Raw genomic sequence first — 15,426 nt, forward strand, 5'->3', positions numbered from 1 at the left:
GCCTGGCGCCCGTCCTTCGGATCTCCCTGTCGTCGCGAAGCCTGGCGCCCGCCGTTCCGATCGCCCTGGCGTCACAAAGCCTGGCGCCCGCCGTTCCGATCGCCCGGGCGTCACAAAACCTGACGCCCGCCGTTCCGATCGCCCCAGCGTTTCGGCCCCTAGCTCAGCAGGTCCGGTTCGCTGCGGCTGATGTCCTGCCAGAGTGGCTGGTAGTTGATCCAGGCCACCAGGTCGCCGCCCAGCTGTTCGCGGGTCGCGACGGCCGCCTTGTGGTCGATCAGCACCGGCCGGCCCGCCGCCCGCGCGGTCAGCTGCACCTGGCAGGACCGCTCCATCGACAGGAACCACCAGGCCGCCGCGTCGACGGAGTCGCCGACGGTCAGCAGTCCGTGGTTGCGCAGCACCAGCGCCTTGCGGGAGCCGAGCGCGGTGGCGATGCGGCGGCCTTCCTCGGCGTCGACGGAGACGCCGGTGTAGGCGTCGTACAACGCCACGTCCTCGTAGAAGGCGCAGCTCTCCTGGGTGATGGGATCGATGAGCTCGCCCAGGGCGGCCAGGGCGCGGCCGTGCACGGAGTGGCAGTGGGCGACTGCGACGACGTCCGGGCGGGCGGCGTGGACCTGGGCGTGGACGGTGAAGGCGGCCTGGTTGACGTGGTAGCGGCCGTCGACGACCTGTCCGTCGGCGTTGGCCAGCACCAGGTCGCTGACGGTGACGTGCTTGAACGGCATGCCGAAGGGGTTGACCCAGAAGCAGTCGCTGAACTCCGGGTCACGTGCGGTGATGTGGCCCGAGACGCCGTCCTCGAAGCCGAGCCGGCCGAAGATCCGCAGGGCGCCCGCCAGCCGTTCCTTGCGGTGCCGGCGCTCGTCCTCGACCGTCTCGTGCATCGGCGGCATGGCGAACTGAAGCCGGTCGGTGGGCAGGGGCGGGGGTGGGGTGGGCCCGGGCATCGTTCCTCCGGCGCTGAATTGCGGTACGGGCGGGAAGGTACCGGCGGTCGGCGCAAGAGAACAGACCCCGACCAAAGGCGACACCCGGTCAAAGGCGACAGGGGATGTCCGGTTTCGGCGTCACACTCGACGTATGGGAGCAAACTGGGAGACCTTCGTCACCGCCGAGCCCGATCTCGCGAAGACCGTCGAGGAGCGCTTCGGCGCGTACACCCATCACGTCCTCGCGACGCTCCGCAAGGACGGCTCGCCCCGGACGACCGGCCTGGAGGTGCGTTTCCTCGGCGGTGAGCTGTGGCTGGGCATGATGCCGGACTCGCTGAAGGCGCTCGACCTGCGCCGCGACCCGCGGTTCGCGCTCCAGGCGAACCCCGGGGAGGGCACCGGGATGGGTGGCGGGGACGTCCGGATCAGCGGGCGGGCGATCGAGGTGACCGATCCACGGGTGAAGGCCGGGTACACGAAAGAGGTGGAACCGCCGGAGCCGTTCCACCTCTTCCGCGCCGAGCTGACGGAGGTCACACGGACCTACGTGGAGGACGACAGGTACCTCGTCCTCCAGGTCTGGAAGCCCGGCGCTCCCCTGCGCACGATCAAGCGCACTTAGGGGTCACGCGCGTAGGAGTCACCCGCACGTGGGGCTCACTCCCACTCGATCGTCCCCGGCGGCTTGGAGGTCACGTCGAGGACGACCCGGTTGACGTCGCGGACCTCGTTGGTGATCCGGGTGGAGATCCGGGCGAGGACGTCGTACGGCAGCCGCGACCAGTCGGCGGTCATGGCGTCCTCGGAGGAGACGGGGCGCAGCACGATCGGGTGGCCGTAGGTGCGGCCGTCGCCCTGGACGCCGACGGAGCGGACGTCCGCGAGCAGGACCACCGGGCACTGCCAGATGTCACGGTCGAGGCCGGCCGCGGTCAGCTCCTCGCGGGCGATGGCGTCGGCCTCGCGGAGCAGGTCCAGCCGCTCCTTCGTCACCTCGCCGACGATCCGGATGCCGAGGCCCGGACCCGGGAACGGCTGGCGCTGGACGATCTCGTCCGGCAGGCCCAGCTCCTGGCCGACCATCCGGACCTCGTCCTTGAACAGCTTGCGCAGCGGCTCGATCAGCTTGAACTCGAGGTCCTCGGGCAGGCCGCCGACGTTGTGGTGCGACTTGATGTTGGCGGTGCCGGTGCCGCCGCCGGACTCGACGACGTCCGGGTACAGGGTGCCCTGGACCAGGAACTCGACCGCCGGGCCCTCGTCCGCGATGATCTCGGCCTGCGCCTGCTCGAAGACGCGGATGAACTCGCGACCGATGATCTTCCGCTTCTCCTCGGGGTCGGTGACCCCGGCGAGCGCCTTGAGGAACCGCTCCTCCGCGTCGACGACCTTCAGCTGGACGCCGGTCGCGGCCACGAAGTCCTTCTCGACCTGCTCGGTCTCGCCCTTGCGCATCAGGCCGTGGTCGACGTAGACGCAGGTCAGCTGGGAGCCGATGGCCTTCTGGACGAGGGCGGCGGCCACAGCGGAGTCCACGCCGCCGGACAGACCGCAGATGGCCCGCTTGTCGCCGACCAGCTCGCGGATGGCCTCGACCTGCTCCTCGATGACGTTGCCGGTCGTCCAGTTCGGCTCCAGGCCCGCGCCGCGGTAGAGGAAGTGCTCCAGGACCTGCTGGCCGTGCGTGGAGTGCATGACCTCGGGGTGGTACTGGACGCCGTAGAGCTTCTTCTCGTCGTTCTCGAAGGCGGCGACCGGGACGACGTCCGTGGAGGCCGTGACGGTGAAGCCCTCGGGCGCGGCGGAGCAGGCGTCGCCGTGCGACATCCACACCGCCTGCTCCTCCGGGGTGCCCTCGAAGAGGGTGGAGGACGAGCGGGAGACGTGCAGGCCGGTGCGGCCGTACTCACGGGCGCCGGTGTTGTCGACGGTGCCGCCGAGGGTCTGCGCCATCAGCTGGAAGCCGTAGCACATACCGAAGACGGGGACGCCGGCCTCGAAGATCTCGCGGTCGAGGCGCGGGGCGCCTTCCTCGTACACCGACGAGGGGCCGCCGGAGAGGATGATCGCCGCCGGGTTCCTGGCGAGCATCTCGTCGACCGGCATGGTGCTCGGGACGATCTCGCTGTAGACCCGGGCCTCGCGGACTCGACGGGCGATGAGCTGGGCGTACTGCGCGCCGAAGTCGACGACCAGGACGGTGTCGGGGGCGGCGGCAGCAGGGGTCGCTGATGACACGGGTTGCCTTCCGGCGGCTTGACAGGGCTGTGTGTCCGATTCTACCGGGGTGGCGGGGGGCGACTCTCGTCTCAGGATACGAACCGGGTTGGCGCTCACCGAGGGCCACGGCATACTGACCCCATGCTCACGCACTCGACCTTCCTCTTTACCTATGGCAACCGGCCCGCCGGCTGCCATGGTCGTGCTGCTTGAGCAACTGACAAGCGACTTCCCAGGCGCCCCGGGCCGACAAGGTCCGGGGCGCCTGTCGTTTCCGGGTCCTGTCGCTCCGGGGCACCCCTTCCCCCAAGGAGCTCCCCATGACCGCCCTCGACGTCACCGGTGCCCGTACCGCCGAGGCCGCCGATGTGATCGCCGGCGCGCGCGAGCGGATCGACGCGCTCGACGACCGGATCATCGGTCTGATCCAGGAACGAATGGCCGTCTCGGCGGTCATCCAGGAGGCCCGTATCACCTCCGGCGGCCGCCGGGTGAACCTCTCCCGCGAGATGGAGATCCTGGACCGCTTCCGGCGGGAGCTGGGCAAGCCCGGCACCGCCCTCGCGATGACGCTGCTGGAGCTCTGCCGGGGCAAGATCTGATCGAGAGCCGAGCGGGAACTCAACAAGATCTGGATCCGCGTTCCTTGTACGTACGTACGCATCGCCTCTCACCCGTACGGCGCGTGACCGTCGCGGGAGCCGCTTCGTTGGTCCCGGTGTCCGTGCCAGCCAGGGGCGGGCCCGAAAGAACCACGCGTGGCTCGCTGGAGCGATGAGACGTACGGATCGTGCCGTGCGTCGTGGGACCTCGCTCCAGGGAAGTGACCGGACGGCAGGGGACAGCAGCCCGGTCACCCAAGAGAACGGTCGGCTCCGGGGACGCCCGGGGCCGACCGGCGGAAACACCGTCCCCTCACGTCCCGGAGCGGGCGAGGGCCTTGCCTCCCACACGCCCCGCATGTGCACTGCGGTGCCCTACCGCCACGTCACCGCCAGAGGCCGAGACCAGCGGCGCAATCCCCCGGCGCCGCTTCCCCGAGCACCGGTGCTTCCCTGACGCCGGTGCCGACGAAGGAAAAGAAGGGCCCCGCGGCTCCGTCCCGCGGGGCCCTTCGTCATGCCCGGCGCCCCACCGACGTGCCTGGCACTCGCCCCCCATGCCTTGCTCACCGCCTCGCGTGCGTGGCCGAAAGACACCCTCCACATGTGACGCAGGCCACATAAGAATTCTGTGAAGCGCGGGACAACCATTCACAGGACTCGCGGATCAAACCTGCTGAATCAAGGGTCACAACCGCGCCCCACACGCGGGGCCCTCCGCCCCACAGGTGCTGCGTCGCCGCAGCACCGGACATCCCGAGGTCTTCATGAAGCTTCGCCGTGCCATGGCCGTAGCGGCCGCGACGGCAGCGATAGCCCCGCTGGCGCTGCTCTCGGCGCCGGCCGCGTTCGCGACCGACCCGGCGTCCCCGACCCCGACCGTCACCGCGACGGAGACGGTGTCCGAGCCCGCGACGCCGACCCCGACCGCCTCGGCCACCGAGACCGCGCCCGAGCCGACCGGCTCCGCCACCGAGACGGCCCCGGCGCCGACGGGCTCGGCCACCGAGACGGCCCCGGCCCCGACCGGCTCCGCCACCGAGACCGCTCAGCCGACCCCGTCCGCTTCGACGTCCGCCTCGACCTCGGCCTCTCCCTCGCCGTCGCCGAGCGAGTCCACCGACCCGGACCCCGGCTTCTGCGCCGACCCTGACGACGACTCCGTCGGCCTCAGCGAGGACCTGCACAGCGGTCTGACCGGCCTGGCCGACACGATCGTCGCGGGCAGCGGCTGGGAGCAGTTCTCCTTCAACGTCTCCAACAGCGGCGACGAGGAGATCAAGGACATCAAGCCGCTGATCGGCGTCGCCGCGATCGGCTGGGACGAGCAGGACTACTCCGGCAAGATCACGGTCCAGGTCCGCGACAAGGCCACCGGCACCTGGTCGACGATCGCCAACACCGGCGGCGAGGGTGGCACGTTCCCCGCGTTCTCGCTGGGTGCGGGCCAGTCGATCTCGTTCCAGATGCGGCTGAGCGTCAGCGGTGAGGTTCCCGACGCGATCGGTCTGACCGGCGGCTTCGCGCAGTACGCGGACGACGAGGGCTGCTGGATCGCCGACGACCCGAACGGCTGGCTGTACTTCTTCGACATCCTCGCCGCGGGATCCGAGAACCCGAAGCCGGGTGACGCCAAGCCGCAGACCGGTGGCATGGCCGACCTCGACGACGTCAACGCGGTCGACGCCACCGGCAGCCTCGCCGAGACCGGTGCCGGCTCCGCCCTGCCGATGATCGGCCTGGTCGGCGGCGCTGCCGTCGTCGCCGGTGCGGGCGCGGTGTACATCGTGCGCCGCAAGAAGGCCGAGGCGTAAGCCTCAGCGCCGTACAGACCAAGAGGGACCTGCGCTCGGAGGGGGGCACAGGTCCCTCTTCGCGTGTGCCCCTCACACCTCCTGCTTCTTCGGCGGCACCGCCGGCATCCCCAGGAACGGCAGCCGCAGCGCGCCGAACGCGTCCGCGGGCACGGCCGGGTGCTTCGGCTCGACCGGCTTCAGACGTTCGTACGCCGCTCCCTGCGCCGGACGCGGATCGGCCTCGCCCTTGTTCGGCCAGTACGACATCGCGCGCTCGGCCTGCGCGGTGATGGTCAGCGACGGATTGACGCCGAGGTTCGCGGAGACCGCCGCGCCGTCGACGACCGAGATGCCGGGGTGGCCGTAGAGCCGGTGGTACGGGTCGATGACGCCGGTCTCGCGGGAGTCGCCGATCGGGCAGCCGCCGAGGAAGTGGGCGGTGAGCGGGGTGCCCATCAGCTCGCCGACGTTGGACCCGGCGAAGCCGTTGATGGAGGCGGCGAGTGCCGAGGCGCCCTCCGCGGCGGCCTTGATCTGCTTGGGGTTGGGAGCGCCGTGGCCCTGCCGGGCGGTGAGCAGGCCCTTGCCGACGCCGGACGGCTTCAGATACGTCGTCAGGGAGTTGTCCAGCGACTGCATGACCAGGCCGATGATCGTCTTCTCGGACCAGCGGCGGTTGGAGAGGGAGCGCAGGACGAGCATCGGGTGGCGGGCGGCGTTGCCGAGCCAGGCGAGGACGCGGGAGGAGCCCTCGGCGTACGGGACCTGGAGGATCGACAGGCCGCCCATCGAGTTGGAGCCCTTGCCGTAGCGCACCGGTTCGATGTGGGTGTTCTCGTCCGGGTGGATCGACGACGTGATGGCGACCCCACGCGTGAAGTCGGCCCTCGGCTCGCCGGTGACCTTGCGATAGCGCCGGTCGGTGGTCTGGGCACCGACCAGGGCCTCGGAGTTGGTACGGGTGAGCATGCCGAGCCGGTCGGATATGTACGGCAGCCGCCCGCTGGCCTTCATGCGGTGCAGCAGGGTCTGGGTGCCGTAGGTGCCGGCCGCGAGGACGACCTTGCGGGCGGTGAAGACGCGGCCCTCGCCCTTCTTCTTGTTGTCGGTGGGCAGGGTGGCGACGGCGTAGCCGCCGCGTGAGTCGTCGGTGACGGACACGACCGTCGTCATCGGGTGGACGACCGCGCCCGCCTTCTCGGCGAGGTGGAGGTAGTTCTCGTTGAGGGTGTTCTTGGCGCCGTGACGGCAGCCGGTCATGCACTCGCCGCACTCGGCGCAGGCCCGGCGGCTCGGGCCCGCGCCGCCGAAGTACGGGTCGGCGACCTCCTCGCCGGGCTTGGCCTTCACGGTCCCGTCGGCGTCCTTGCCGTCGCCGAAGAAGACCCCGACCGGCGCCATGTGGAAGGTGTCGCCCACGCCCATGCGCTGCGCGGCGTCCTTGAGGTGCACGTCGGAGGGGGTCATCGTCGGGTTGAGCCGTACGCCGAGCATGCGCTGGGCCTGGTCGTAGTACGGCCGCAGTTCGTCCTGCCAGTCGGTGATGTGCCGCCACTGGGGGTCGTCGAAGAAGGGCTTCGGCGGGACGTAGAGGGTGTTGGCGTAGTTGAGGGAGCCGCCGCCGACGCCCGCGCCTGCCAGGACCATGACATTGCCGAGCAGATGGATGCGCTGGATGCCGTACATGCCGAGTTTCGGGGCCCAGAGGTAGTTCTTCAGGTCCCACGAGTTCTTGGGGAGCGTGTCGCGGGTGAAGCGGCGGCCGGCTTCCAGGACGCCCACCTTGTAGCCCTTCTCGGTCAGGCGCAGGGCGGTGACCGAGCCGCCGAAGCCTGAACCGACGACGATGACGTCGTAGTCGTACACGTGCTCTCCTCGTTGAGAACTGGCGGGGTGGGGGCGGGGCTCTACCGGAACCGGAACGCCTTCATCAGACGGAGGCTGCGGCTCATGAACTGGGCGTACTTCTCGTCGTCCATCCCCAGCGACGGCGCCATCGGCAGCAGCCGCTGGTGGGCGACCGTCTGGGCCTCCGTGTACTTCAGGATGCCCTCGGCGCCGTGGCGGCGGCCCAGGCCGGAGTCCTTCATGCCGCCCATGGGGGACTGGACGCTGCCGTAGGCGGGGGCGTAGCCCTCGTTGATGTTGACGGTGCCGGTGCGCAGGCGGGCGGCGACGGCGCGGCCGCGGCGGGCGTCCTTCGTCCAGACCGAGGAGTTCAGGCCGTACGGCGTGGAGTTGGCGTGCTCGATCGCCTCGTCCTCGGTCTTGAAGCGGTAGAGGGAGACGACCGGGCCGAAGGTCTCCTCGGAGCACACGGCCATCGGTTCGGCCACGCCGTCGAGGATGGTCGGCTCGTAGAAGTACGGGCCGACGTCCGGGCGGGCCACGCCGCCGGCCAGCACCTTGGCGCCCTTGGCCACGGCGTCCTCGACATGCCGCTTGACGGTCTCCAGTTGGCGTTCGCCGACCAGGGAGCCCATGTCGGCGCCGTACGCCAGGGACTTGCCGAGGCGCATGGCCTTGGTGCGGGCGGCGAAGCGTTCGGCGAAGGCGTCGGCGATCGACTCGTGGACGTACAGCCGCTCGATGGAGATGCACAGCTGTCCCGCGGAGGAGAAGCAGGCGCGGACCGCGCCCGCCGCCGCCTTCTCGATGTCGGCGTCCTCCAGGACCAGCATGGCGTTCTTGCCGCCGAGTTCGAGGGAGACGCCGACCAGGCGGGCGGCGGCCCCCTGGGCGACCTCGCGGCCGGTGCGCGTGGAGCCGGTGAACGAGACGTAGTCGGCGTGCTTGACGACCTCGGGGCCGACGACCGGGCCGTCGCCGAGCACGACCTGGAAGACCTCGGCGGGCAGTCCGGCCTCGATCAGCAGGTCGCGGGCCCACAGGGCGGTCAGGCAGGTCTCCGTGTCCGGCTTCATCACCACCGCGTTGCCCGCGACGAATGCGGGGAGCGCGTCGCCGACGGACAGCTCCAGCGGGTAGTTCCAGGGGGCGATCTGGCCCACCACGCCGCGCGGGTGGCGCAGTTCGACGACCTTCGTCAGGGTCGGTACGGCGCCCGCGTGCCGCTTGGGCTTGAGGTAGGCGGCGGCCCTACGGCCGTAGTGGCGGGCGGCGACCGCGACCGCCTGCACCTCCTCGTGGGCGTGCAGCCGGGCCTTGCCGGTCTCCAGCTGGATGAGGTCCAGGACTTCGGCCTGGCGCTCCAGGACCAGGTCGTGGAAGCGGAGCAGGACGGCGGCACGGTCGCGGACCGGCGTGCGCTCCCAGACCGGCTGCGCGGCCCGGGCCGTCTGGAACGCCTTCTCCACGTCCTCGGGCGTCGACTCGGGCAGGTCGGCCAGCTTCTCGCCGGTGAACGGCGTGTGGTTGGCGGTCCGTCCGGAGCCGGTCACACCCTTGGTGAGCTGGGCGACCAGCTCGGGTGTGACCACGTCGGCGGCGGTGCGGACGCCCGCCGGGGCGGGGGCGACGGGGTTGGTGCCGGTACCGGCCTTCTCAAGAGCCTGCGCGTCGGTCATGAGCGGCAGGGTATGCCGCGCCGCAGCCTTTGTGTACCCGTCGGTAATCGGGATTCACCGACCGCACACATGTCGCCAGCGATCACTGGCAACAAACGTGCTGATCAGGGGCGTTGTGCGCCCGCTCAGGGCGTCGTGACGACGAGCCGGTCGCGTGCGCCCTTGAAGACCGCCATGCCCTTCTTCTCCTCCGCCGCACCCTTCGGCATCTCGACGCGCAGCTCGTACAACCGGCCGTCGTCGGTGCGGACGAACAGCTCGACGACGCGGCGCCGGAGTTCCGGGTCGCCGTAGGTGCTGTCGGCCTGCACGGCGTCCCAGCCGTTGAAGCGGGTGGGGGTGTACTGCGTGCTGGGCTTGCCGAAGAACTCGAAGGTCGCCGCGTGCTGCTTCGCCTGACTCATGGGGGTTCCGGGCGACTTGTCCCACTTGGTGAAGCGGACCTGGACGGAACCGGCGGCGTACTCCACCACGCGGGGCTGGAAGGTGTCGCTGCCCTGGCGGGCGAACTCCTCGTACTCGGGAGGGAGGGCGAGGGTGGCGTTCATGGCCTTTTCGGGGTGCGGGGTCCAGCCGCCGAGGGCGGGGTCGGGGCTCGGACTGGAGCTGGAGCTCGGTTTCGACGAGGCCGAGTGGCCGGCCGTGGTCTTCTTCGGGTTCCGCGCCGCCGCGCCGCCGTCCAGGCCGGTGAGGAGGGAGACGCCCAGCCAGGCGGTGCCGAGCAGGAGCCCGCCGAGCACGGCCAGCGGCACCGGGCGGCGGTGGAGAGGGCGTCGTATGACAGACACAGGGGCGGACGCAGGGTCGGACACAGAGTCGGACACCACGTCGGACACCAGGCCAGGCGCCGGCTCAGCGGGCACGTGGTCGCCGGCCGACACGGTGTCCGCCTCCGAGTCGGCCCCGGCCCGCCGTGCGCCCAGCCGCATCGTCCCGACGTCGTCCCGGAACTCCACCAGCCTCGAGGCGTCCTGGAGTGTCGGATCCTCGCGCGCCGCCGACTCCAGCGCCGCCTCGATCTCCTCCGCGTCCGGTCGTAGAGCGGGATCCTTCTCCAGCAGCCGGACCAGGAGCGGACCGAGGGGGCCGGCCCGCTTCGGCTCGGGTACGTCCGCGGTCAGGATCGCGGCGAGCGTCGACTCCACCGCCGTACGACGGAAGGGGGACCAGCCCTCCACGGCGGCGTACAGGAGTACGCCGAGGGACCACAGGTCGGAGGACGGGCCCGCGCCCCGGCCGGACATCCGCTCGGGGGCGATGAACTCCAGCGAGCCCACGAACTCGCCGCTGGCGGTGAGGGAATCCTCGCCCTGCACGTGGGCGATGCCGAAGTCGGTGAGCACGACCCGGCCGTGCCGGCCGAGCAGCACGTTGGCGGGCTTCACGTCACGGTGCACGATCCCGACGGCGTGTGCGGTGCGCAGGGCGCCGAGGACCGCGAGGCCGATGCGGGCGGCCTCGGCGGACTCCAGGGGCCCGCGCCGGAGCACCTCGTGCAGGGACTCGCCGCGCACCAGCTCCATGACGATCCACGGCAGTCCGTCCTCCTCGACGACATCGTGGACGGAGACGGCGGAGGGATGGTCGACGCGGGCGGCGGCGCGGGCCTCGCGGTGGAGCCGGCGGGCGGCCCGGCGGTACACCTCGTCCTCGGGATCGCCCGGCAGGCGGGGCTGTTTGACGGCCACCTCACGGCTCACGAGTTCGTCGTGCGCCCGCCAGACGGTGCCCATGCCGCCGGAGCCGATCCGCTCGATCAGCCGGTAGCGCCCACCGACCACACGCTCGTCGCGCCGCTGTTCGCCACCGTCGCTCATGTCAGGGCTTGGAGATGTCCAGGTTGGCGATGGCCGTCTTGGCCACCTCGCGCCCGCGCTCCGTGAAGTCGCCCTTGCCCGGGTAGCTGACGGTGAGCTTGTACATGTCGCCGGCCTTGGTCTTGTAGTAGAAGATCCGCAGCTCGCGGGGGCGGGGGTGCTCGGTGTCGTCGGTGGTATAGACGACGGTGTTCTCGGCCGCCTTCTGGCCCTTGTAGGTGGTTTCCCGCGTCTCCGTGTCCGGGTTCTCCGGCATGTCGAGGTCGTAGGCGCCGCTCTCCTTGAAGGTCTCCTCGTCCTCGTACATCTCGGCGGCCGCGGAAGCCGCGATCTCGCCGCTGGAGTCCTCCGCCTTCTTGTCGAGGGTGAGGCCGATCCAGATGCTGCCGCTCGCGTCGGAGTACGACACCCAGTGGTCGTCGTCGGACTCCTCGGGCACGGCGCGCTCGTAGCCCTTCGGCACCGCCAGTGTGGCACCGAGCGCCTTCTCCTCCTGGGTCTTCCAGTCCTCCGGCAGCGGCCCCGCGAACGGCTCGGCGATCACCAGATACGCCGCCAGCGCCGCCGCGACGACCGCCGCGCCGAGCCCGATCAGCGTCTTGCGCCCGAGCCGGACGCCGCCCCGGGAGCCGGAGTCGCCGGTGACGGTCACGACCTGCGTCGGTGCGGGAGCCGGCGGATTCGCCGCCGCCTCCAGCAGGGTGCGGACCTGCGCGGCGTTCGGCCGGTGCGCCGGGTCCTTCTGGAGCAGGCCGTTGATGACCTCGGCGAGCGGGCCCTGCGCGGCGGCGGGCGGCGCGGGCACGGCGTTGAGGACGGACTGGAGGGTGGCCGGGGTGTTGCTGCGGCGGAACGGGGAGACGCCCTCGGTCGCCGCGTACAGCACGACGCCCAGCGACCACAGGTCGGCGGCCGGGCCGGGGCGCTGGCCGAGGACCCGTTCCGGGGCGATGTACTCGGGCGAGCCGACGAAGCCGCCGGTGTCGGTCAGGTTGGTCTCGCCCTCGATCTGGGCGATGCCGAAGTCGGTGAGCACGACGCGGCCGTGCCGGCCGAGCAGGACGTTGTCCGGCTTGACGTCGCGGTGCAGAATGCCGGCCGCGTGCGCGGCCTCCAGCGCGCCGAGTACGTCCAGGCCGATCCGGGCCGCCTCGCGCACCCCGAGCGTGCCCTCGCGGAGGACGTCACCGAGGGAACGTCCCTGCACCAGCTCCATCACGATCCACGGCCGGCCGTCGACCACGGCCACGTCGTGCACGTTGACGACCGCCGGGTGGTCGAGCCGGGCCGCGGCGCGTGCCTCGCGGCGCATCCGCTCGAAGGCGTTGGCGCGTTCGCGTTCGGGGAGGTGATCCGGAACGCGCGGCTCCTTGACGGCGACCTCACGGTCCACCGTCTCGTCCTTGGCCCGCCAGACCGTGCCCATACCGCCGTGCCCGAGCTTGGCGAGCAGCCGGTAGCGCCCGGCGATGAGGCGTCCGGTGCCGGGGTCGGGTTCAGGGGCGGACGGCCGGCCCTGCGGCGGGGCCGGCGGCTGGACCTGCGGCGGGGCGGGGTGCTGGCCCTGCGGCGCGGGGTGCTGCTGCGGGACGACATGAGTCGGTGCCGCGTACGGGTTTCCCGGGTGCGGTACGCCCGAGGGCGGCTGAGGATTCGGCGGTTGCAGCCCGAAACTGGTCGGCTCGTCAGCCCCGTAGCGGGCTCCCCCGTTGTCGTTCATGGGTTCATGGATATCGCGCCAAGCGCCTACGCATCCACTTGGAAGGAGCCCAGTCACAGACCCGTGACCCACGGCGCGGCTTATCTCCCGTTTATACGGGTGCTGGAGGAGACCGAGGGCGTGACCGTCGCCGTCACCGTCACGCTCGGCGTCGGACTCGGCGGCGTGTCACCGCCGTTGCCGCCTCCGCCGGTCATCAGCAGGGCCGCGGCCGACACCCCCGCCGCCGCCATCGCCGCGACCAGCAGCGCGGTCACCACCCGGTCGCGCGGGCCGCGCCCCGACGCCCCGCGGGGCAGCGGTATCCGCCCCGTCTCGCGGAACGCCCGCAGCATCCGCTCGGCCTGCGCCGCGTCCAGCCGCCGCTCCGGATCGCGCTCCAACAGGCCCTCGACAACGGGCAGCAGCGGCGCCGCCTGCTCGGGTGGCCGGATCTCGTCGTCCACCACCGCGTGCAGGATCCCGCCCAGCGTGTCCCGGTGGAACGGCGAGCGGCCGCTGAGCGCCGTGCACAGCAGAACGCCCAGCGACCACAGGTCGGATGCCGGTCCGGTGCCGGCCCCGGACATCCGCTCCGGCGCGGTGTACTCGGGCGAGCCGACGAAGGAGCCGGACTCGGTGAGCGTGGTGGCGCCCGGCACCTGGGCGACCCCGAAGTCGGTGAGCACGACCCGGCCGGTGCCGGACTCGATGAGCACGTTGGCGGGCTTGAGATCGCGGTGCAGGACACCGGCCGCGTGCGCGGTGCGCAGCGCGCCGAGCAGATCGACACCGATCCGCGCGGCCTCGTACGCGTCGACGGGCCCCTGCGCGGCGATCCGGTCGGCGAGGGAGCCGCCGTCGATCAACTCCATGACGATGTACGGGCGTTCGTCGTGGACGACGACGTCGTGCACGACGATGACGTGCGGATGGCTCAGCCGGGCCACGGCACGGGCCTCGCGCAGGATGCGGTCGCACTGCCGCCGCGCCTCCTCCGGGGAGAGGGACGCGTCCTGCGCGATCTCCTTGACCGCCACCCGGCGCCGGAGCAGCTGATCGGTGGCCCGCCATACGACACCCATGCCACCGCGGCCGAGCAACGCCTCCAGCCGGTATCGCCCCGCGATCACCCGGCCGTCCGTCCGCTCGGTCCCCATGGGCCCATGATGCCCCAGCCGGAGGCACCCCCTCCGGGGCGAAAGACGCAGGTTGGCCGACAACCGACGGTCCGTCAGCGGTCTTCGGTCAGCGGTGCCCCGGCCGCCAGCTCCGCAGCACCGTGTCGAACTGGCGCCGGGTGGTCTCCCAGTCGTCCGTCGGACCGGACATGTAGATCGCGTACTCGACGCCGTCGCGGGTGAGGTACATCTGGTCGATGGCGCGGCGGGGGCCGACGTACGTCCCGGGGTCCTTCTCCAGCGCGGTCCACGTGTACTCCCACAGGGAGGCCTGGCGGTCCCGGTAGACCTTGTCCGTCAGGGACAGCCGCTCGTATGCGGCGAGGTCTCGCACCTGCTGCTCCAGGTCGAGCTGGTGGTCGTGGGCGTTGTCGAAGTCGGGCGAGACGTCGACGGCGATGCGCAGCAGATGCACTCCGCCGTCGGGCGAGTAGTCGATCTGGGTCAGCTCGCCGTCGTCGCCGTACACGCTCCGCTCCCAGTCCTCGCCCGGCAGGGAGAGGCCGAAACCCACCGGGTCGTCGACCCGTACCCAGCCGTCGCGCGCCTGCGCCTTGGCACTCTCGCCGCCCTCGGTGCCGCTCGGTGCAGTGGAGGTGCCGGCCTTGGTGCTGCCGCCCCAGGTCTGCCACGCCACGGCGGTGCCGCCGCCGATGATCGCGGCCAGGGCGACGACCAGCGCCAGCGTGCGCAGCCGGCGGCGCCGGGGCGCGGGGGCGGCGGGGAGGGCGGCGTCCGGCCGGGTGTGGGCCCGGGTGTCGCGGGCCGTCGGGCGGAGTTCGACGGGGCGGGTCGCCTCGTACGCCGCCACCTGCGGCAGCCGCCCCTCCGCCGCCTCGGCGAGCAGCCGTTCGGCCTCGGCGGAGTCGGGCCGCGCGGCGGGGTCCTTGCGGAGCAGGGCGGCGATGACGGGGGCGAGCGGTCCGGCGTGGACGGGCTCGGCGAGCTCCTCCTCCACGATGGCCTGCATGGTGGACAGCGGCGAGGTGCGGCGGAACGGCGAGGTGCCCTCCACCGCCGTGTACAGCGTCGCGCCGAGCGCCCACAGGTCCGAGGCGGGGCCGGGGTCGTGGCCTCGGATGCGCTCGGGGGCGAGGTAGTCGACGGAGCCGACGACCTCGCCGGTGCGGGTGATGGTGGTGTCGCCCTCGATCTGCGCGATGCCGAAGTCGGTGAGCAGCACGCGGCTGTCGTGGGCGAGCAGGACGTTGCCGGGTTTGACGTCGCGGTGCAGCACCCCGGCGGTGTGCGCGGCGCGCAGGGCGCGCAGCACCCACAGGCCGATCCGGGCGGCCTCGGCGGGTTCGACCCGGCCGTCCGCCTTGACGGCGTCGGCGAGCGAGCGGCCCTCGATCAGCTCCATCACGATCCACGGGCGGCCGTCGTGTTCGAGCACGTCGTGCACGGTGACGACCGCGGAGTGGTTGATCCGCGCCGCCGCGCGCGCCTCGGCGCGGGTGCGGGCCAGCAGGACGGCCTGGTCGCTCTCGGAGACGTAGAGCGCCGCGGTCAGCTCCTTGATGGCGACGGCCCGGTTCAGTACCTCGTCGTGGGCGCGCCACACCCGGCCCATGCCGCCGCTGCCGATGGCGTCGTTGAGCCGGTAGCGGCCCCCGAGGAGCAGGCCCTGCATCTGATACACGTTT

11 protein-coding genes are annotated in these 15,426 nt (G+C 71.7%); 3 read left to right on the plus strand and 8 right to left on the minus strand.

Translation table 11 applies throughout. The features are described 5' to 3' along the window. Positions 1-158: 158 nt before the first annotated feature. Entirely contained in the window at positions 159-953 is a 795-nt protein-coding gene (locus ACZ42A_RS08935) for a class II aldolase/adducin family protein (RefSeq protein WP_468526500.1), read from the minus strand. Between the two features lie 133 nt (positions 954-1,086). Here ACZ42A_RS08935 and ACZ42A_RS08940 point away from each other — a divergent pair, with 133 nt between their 5' ends. Further along, positions 1,087-1,560: a pyridoxamine 5'-phosphate oxidase family protein gene (locus ACZ42A_RS08940; RefSeq protein WP_468526501.1), complete on the plus strand. Its 474-nt coding sequence runs from the start codon at positions 1,087-1,089 to the stop codon at positions 1,558-1,560. A gap of 35 nt (positions 1,561-1,595) precedes the next feature. Here the strand turns inward: ACZ42A_RS08940 and guaA are convergent, their stop codons facing one another. Beyond that, positions 1,596-3,176, minus strand: a complete 1,581-nt coding sequence (gene guaA / locus ACZ42A_RS08945; RefSeq protein ID WP_468526502.1) for a glutamine-hydrolyzing GMP synthase — start codon at positions 3,174-3,176, stop codon at positions 1,596-1,598. Positions 3,177-3,478: 302 nt separating this feature from the next. Here guaA and ACZ42A_RS08950 point away from each other — a divergent pair, with 302 nt between their 5' ends. Further along, on the plus strand, positions 3,479-3,760 hold the full coding sequence (locus ACZ42A_RS08950; protein WP_468526503.1) for a chorismate mutase: 282 nt from the start codon (positions 3,479-3,481) through the stop codon (positions 3,758-3,760). Between the two features lie 767 nt (positions 3,761-4,527). After that, positions 4,528-5,574: an LPXTG cell wall anchor domain-containing protein gene (locus tag ACZ42A_RS08955; protein WP_468526504.1), complete on the plus strand. Its 1,047-nt coding sequence runs from the start codon at positions 4,528-4,530 to the stop codon at positions 5,572-5,574. A 72-nt stretch (positions 5,575-5,646) separates the two neighbouring features. Here ACZ42A_RS08955 and ACZ42A_RS08960 read toward each other — a convergent pair whose 3' ends face one another. The 6 genes from ACZ42A_RS08960 to ACZ42A_RS08985 all read right to left on the minus strand — a co-directional run bounded on the left by ACZ42A_RS08960 (position 5,647) and on the right by ACZ42A_RS08985 (position 15,413). Next, on the minus strand, positions 5,647-7,422 hold the full coding sequence (locus ACZ42A_RS08960; protein ID WP_468526505.1) for a GMC family oxidoreductase N-terminal domain-containing protein: 1,776 nt from the start codon (positions 7,420-7,422) through the stop codon (positions 5,647-5,649). 41 nt (positions 7,423-7,463) lie between these two features. After that, positions 7,464-9,083: a succinic semialdehyde dehydrogenase gene (locus tag ACZ42A_RS08965; RefSeq protein ID WP_468526506.1), complete on the minus strand. Its 1,620-nt coding sequence runs from the start codon at positions 9,081-9,083 to the stop codon at positions 7,464-7,466. Positions 9,084-9,208: 125 nt separating this feature from the next. Then, positions 9,209-10,900 carry a serine/threonine-protein kinase gene (locus ACZ42A_RS08970; RefSeq protein WP_468526507.1) on the minus strand — a complete coding sequence of 564 codons (1,692 nt, stop codon included), beginning with the start codon at positions 10,898-10,900 and terminating at the stop codon, positions 9,209-9,211. Position 10,901: 1 nt separating this feature from the next. Next, positions 10,902-12,620: a serine/threonine-protein kinase gene (locus ACZ42A_RS08975; RefSeq protein WP_468526508.1), complete on the minus strand. Its 1,719-nt coding sequence runs from the start codon at positions 12,618-12,620 to the stop codon at positions 10,902-10,904. A gap of 80 nt (positions 12,621-12,700) precedes the next feature. Further along, positions 12,701-13,759 (minus strand): serine/threonine-protein kinase, encoded by a 1,059-nt coding sequence (locus ACZ42A_RS08980; RefSeq protein ID WP_468526509.1) that lies wholly within the window; start codon positions 13,757-13,759, stop codon positions 12,701-12,703. An 88-nt stretch (positions 13,760-13,847) separates the two neighbouring features. Continuing rightward, on the minus strand, positions 13,848-15,413 hold the full coding sequence (locus tag ACZ42A_RS08985; RefSeq protein ID WP_468526510.1) for a serine/threonine-protein kinase: 1,566 nt from the start codon (positions 15,411-15,413) through the stop codon (positions 13,848-13,850). Positions 15,414-15,426 lie beyond the last annotated feature (13 nt).

The sequence above is a fragment of the Streptomyces sp. NPDC030838 genome, assembly GCF_055572035.1.

Coding starts and splice junctions, on each gene's coding strand:
- ACZ42A_RS08955 (WP_468526504.1), top strand. CDS start 4,528: ATGAAGCTTCGCCGTGCCATGGCCGTAGCGGCCGCGACGGCAGCGATA.
- ACZ42A_RS08985 (WP_468526510.1), bottom strand. CDS start 15,413: ATGCAGGGCCTGCTCCTCGGGGGCCGCTACCGGCTCAACGACGCCATC.
- ACZ42A_RS08940 (WP_468526501.1), top strand. CDS start 1,087: ATGGGAGCAAACTGGGAGACCTTCGTCACCGCCGAGCCCGATCTCGCG.
- ACZ42A_RS08965 (WP_468526506.1), bottom strand. CDS start 9,083: ATGACCGACGCGCAGGCTCTTGAGAAGGCCGGTACCGGCACCAACCCC.
- ACZ42A_RS08970 (WP_468526507.1), bottom strand. CDS start 10,900: ATGAGCGACGGTGGCGAACAGCGGCGCGACGAGCGTGTGGTCGGTGGG.
- ACZ42A_RS08950 (WP_468526503.1), top strand. CDS start 3,479: ATGACCGCCCTCGACGTCACCGGTGCCCGTACCGCCGAGGCCGCCGAT.
- ACZ42A_RS08980 (WP_468526509.1), bottom strand. CDS start 13,759: ATGGGGACCGAGCGGACGGACGGCCGGGTGATCGCGGGGCGATACCGG.
- ACZ42A_RS08975 (WP_468526508.1), bottom strand. CDS start 12,620: ATGAACGACAACGGGGGAGCCCGCTACGGGGCTGACGAGCCGACCAGT.
- ACZ42A_RS08935 (WP_468526500.1), bottom strand. CDS start 953: ATGCCCGGGCCCACCCCACCCCCGCCCCTGCCCACCGACCGGCTTCAG.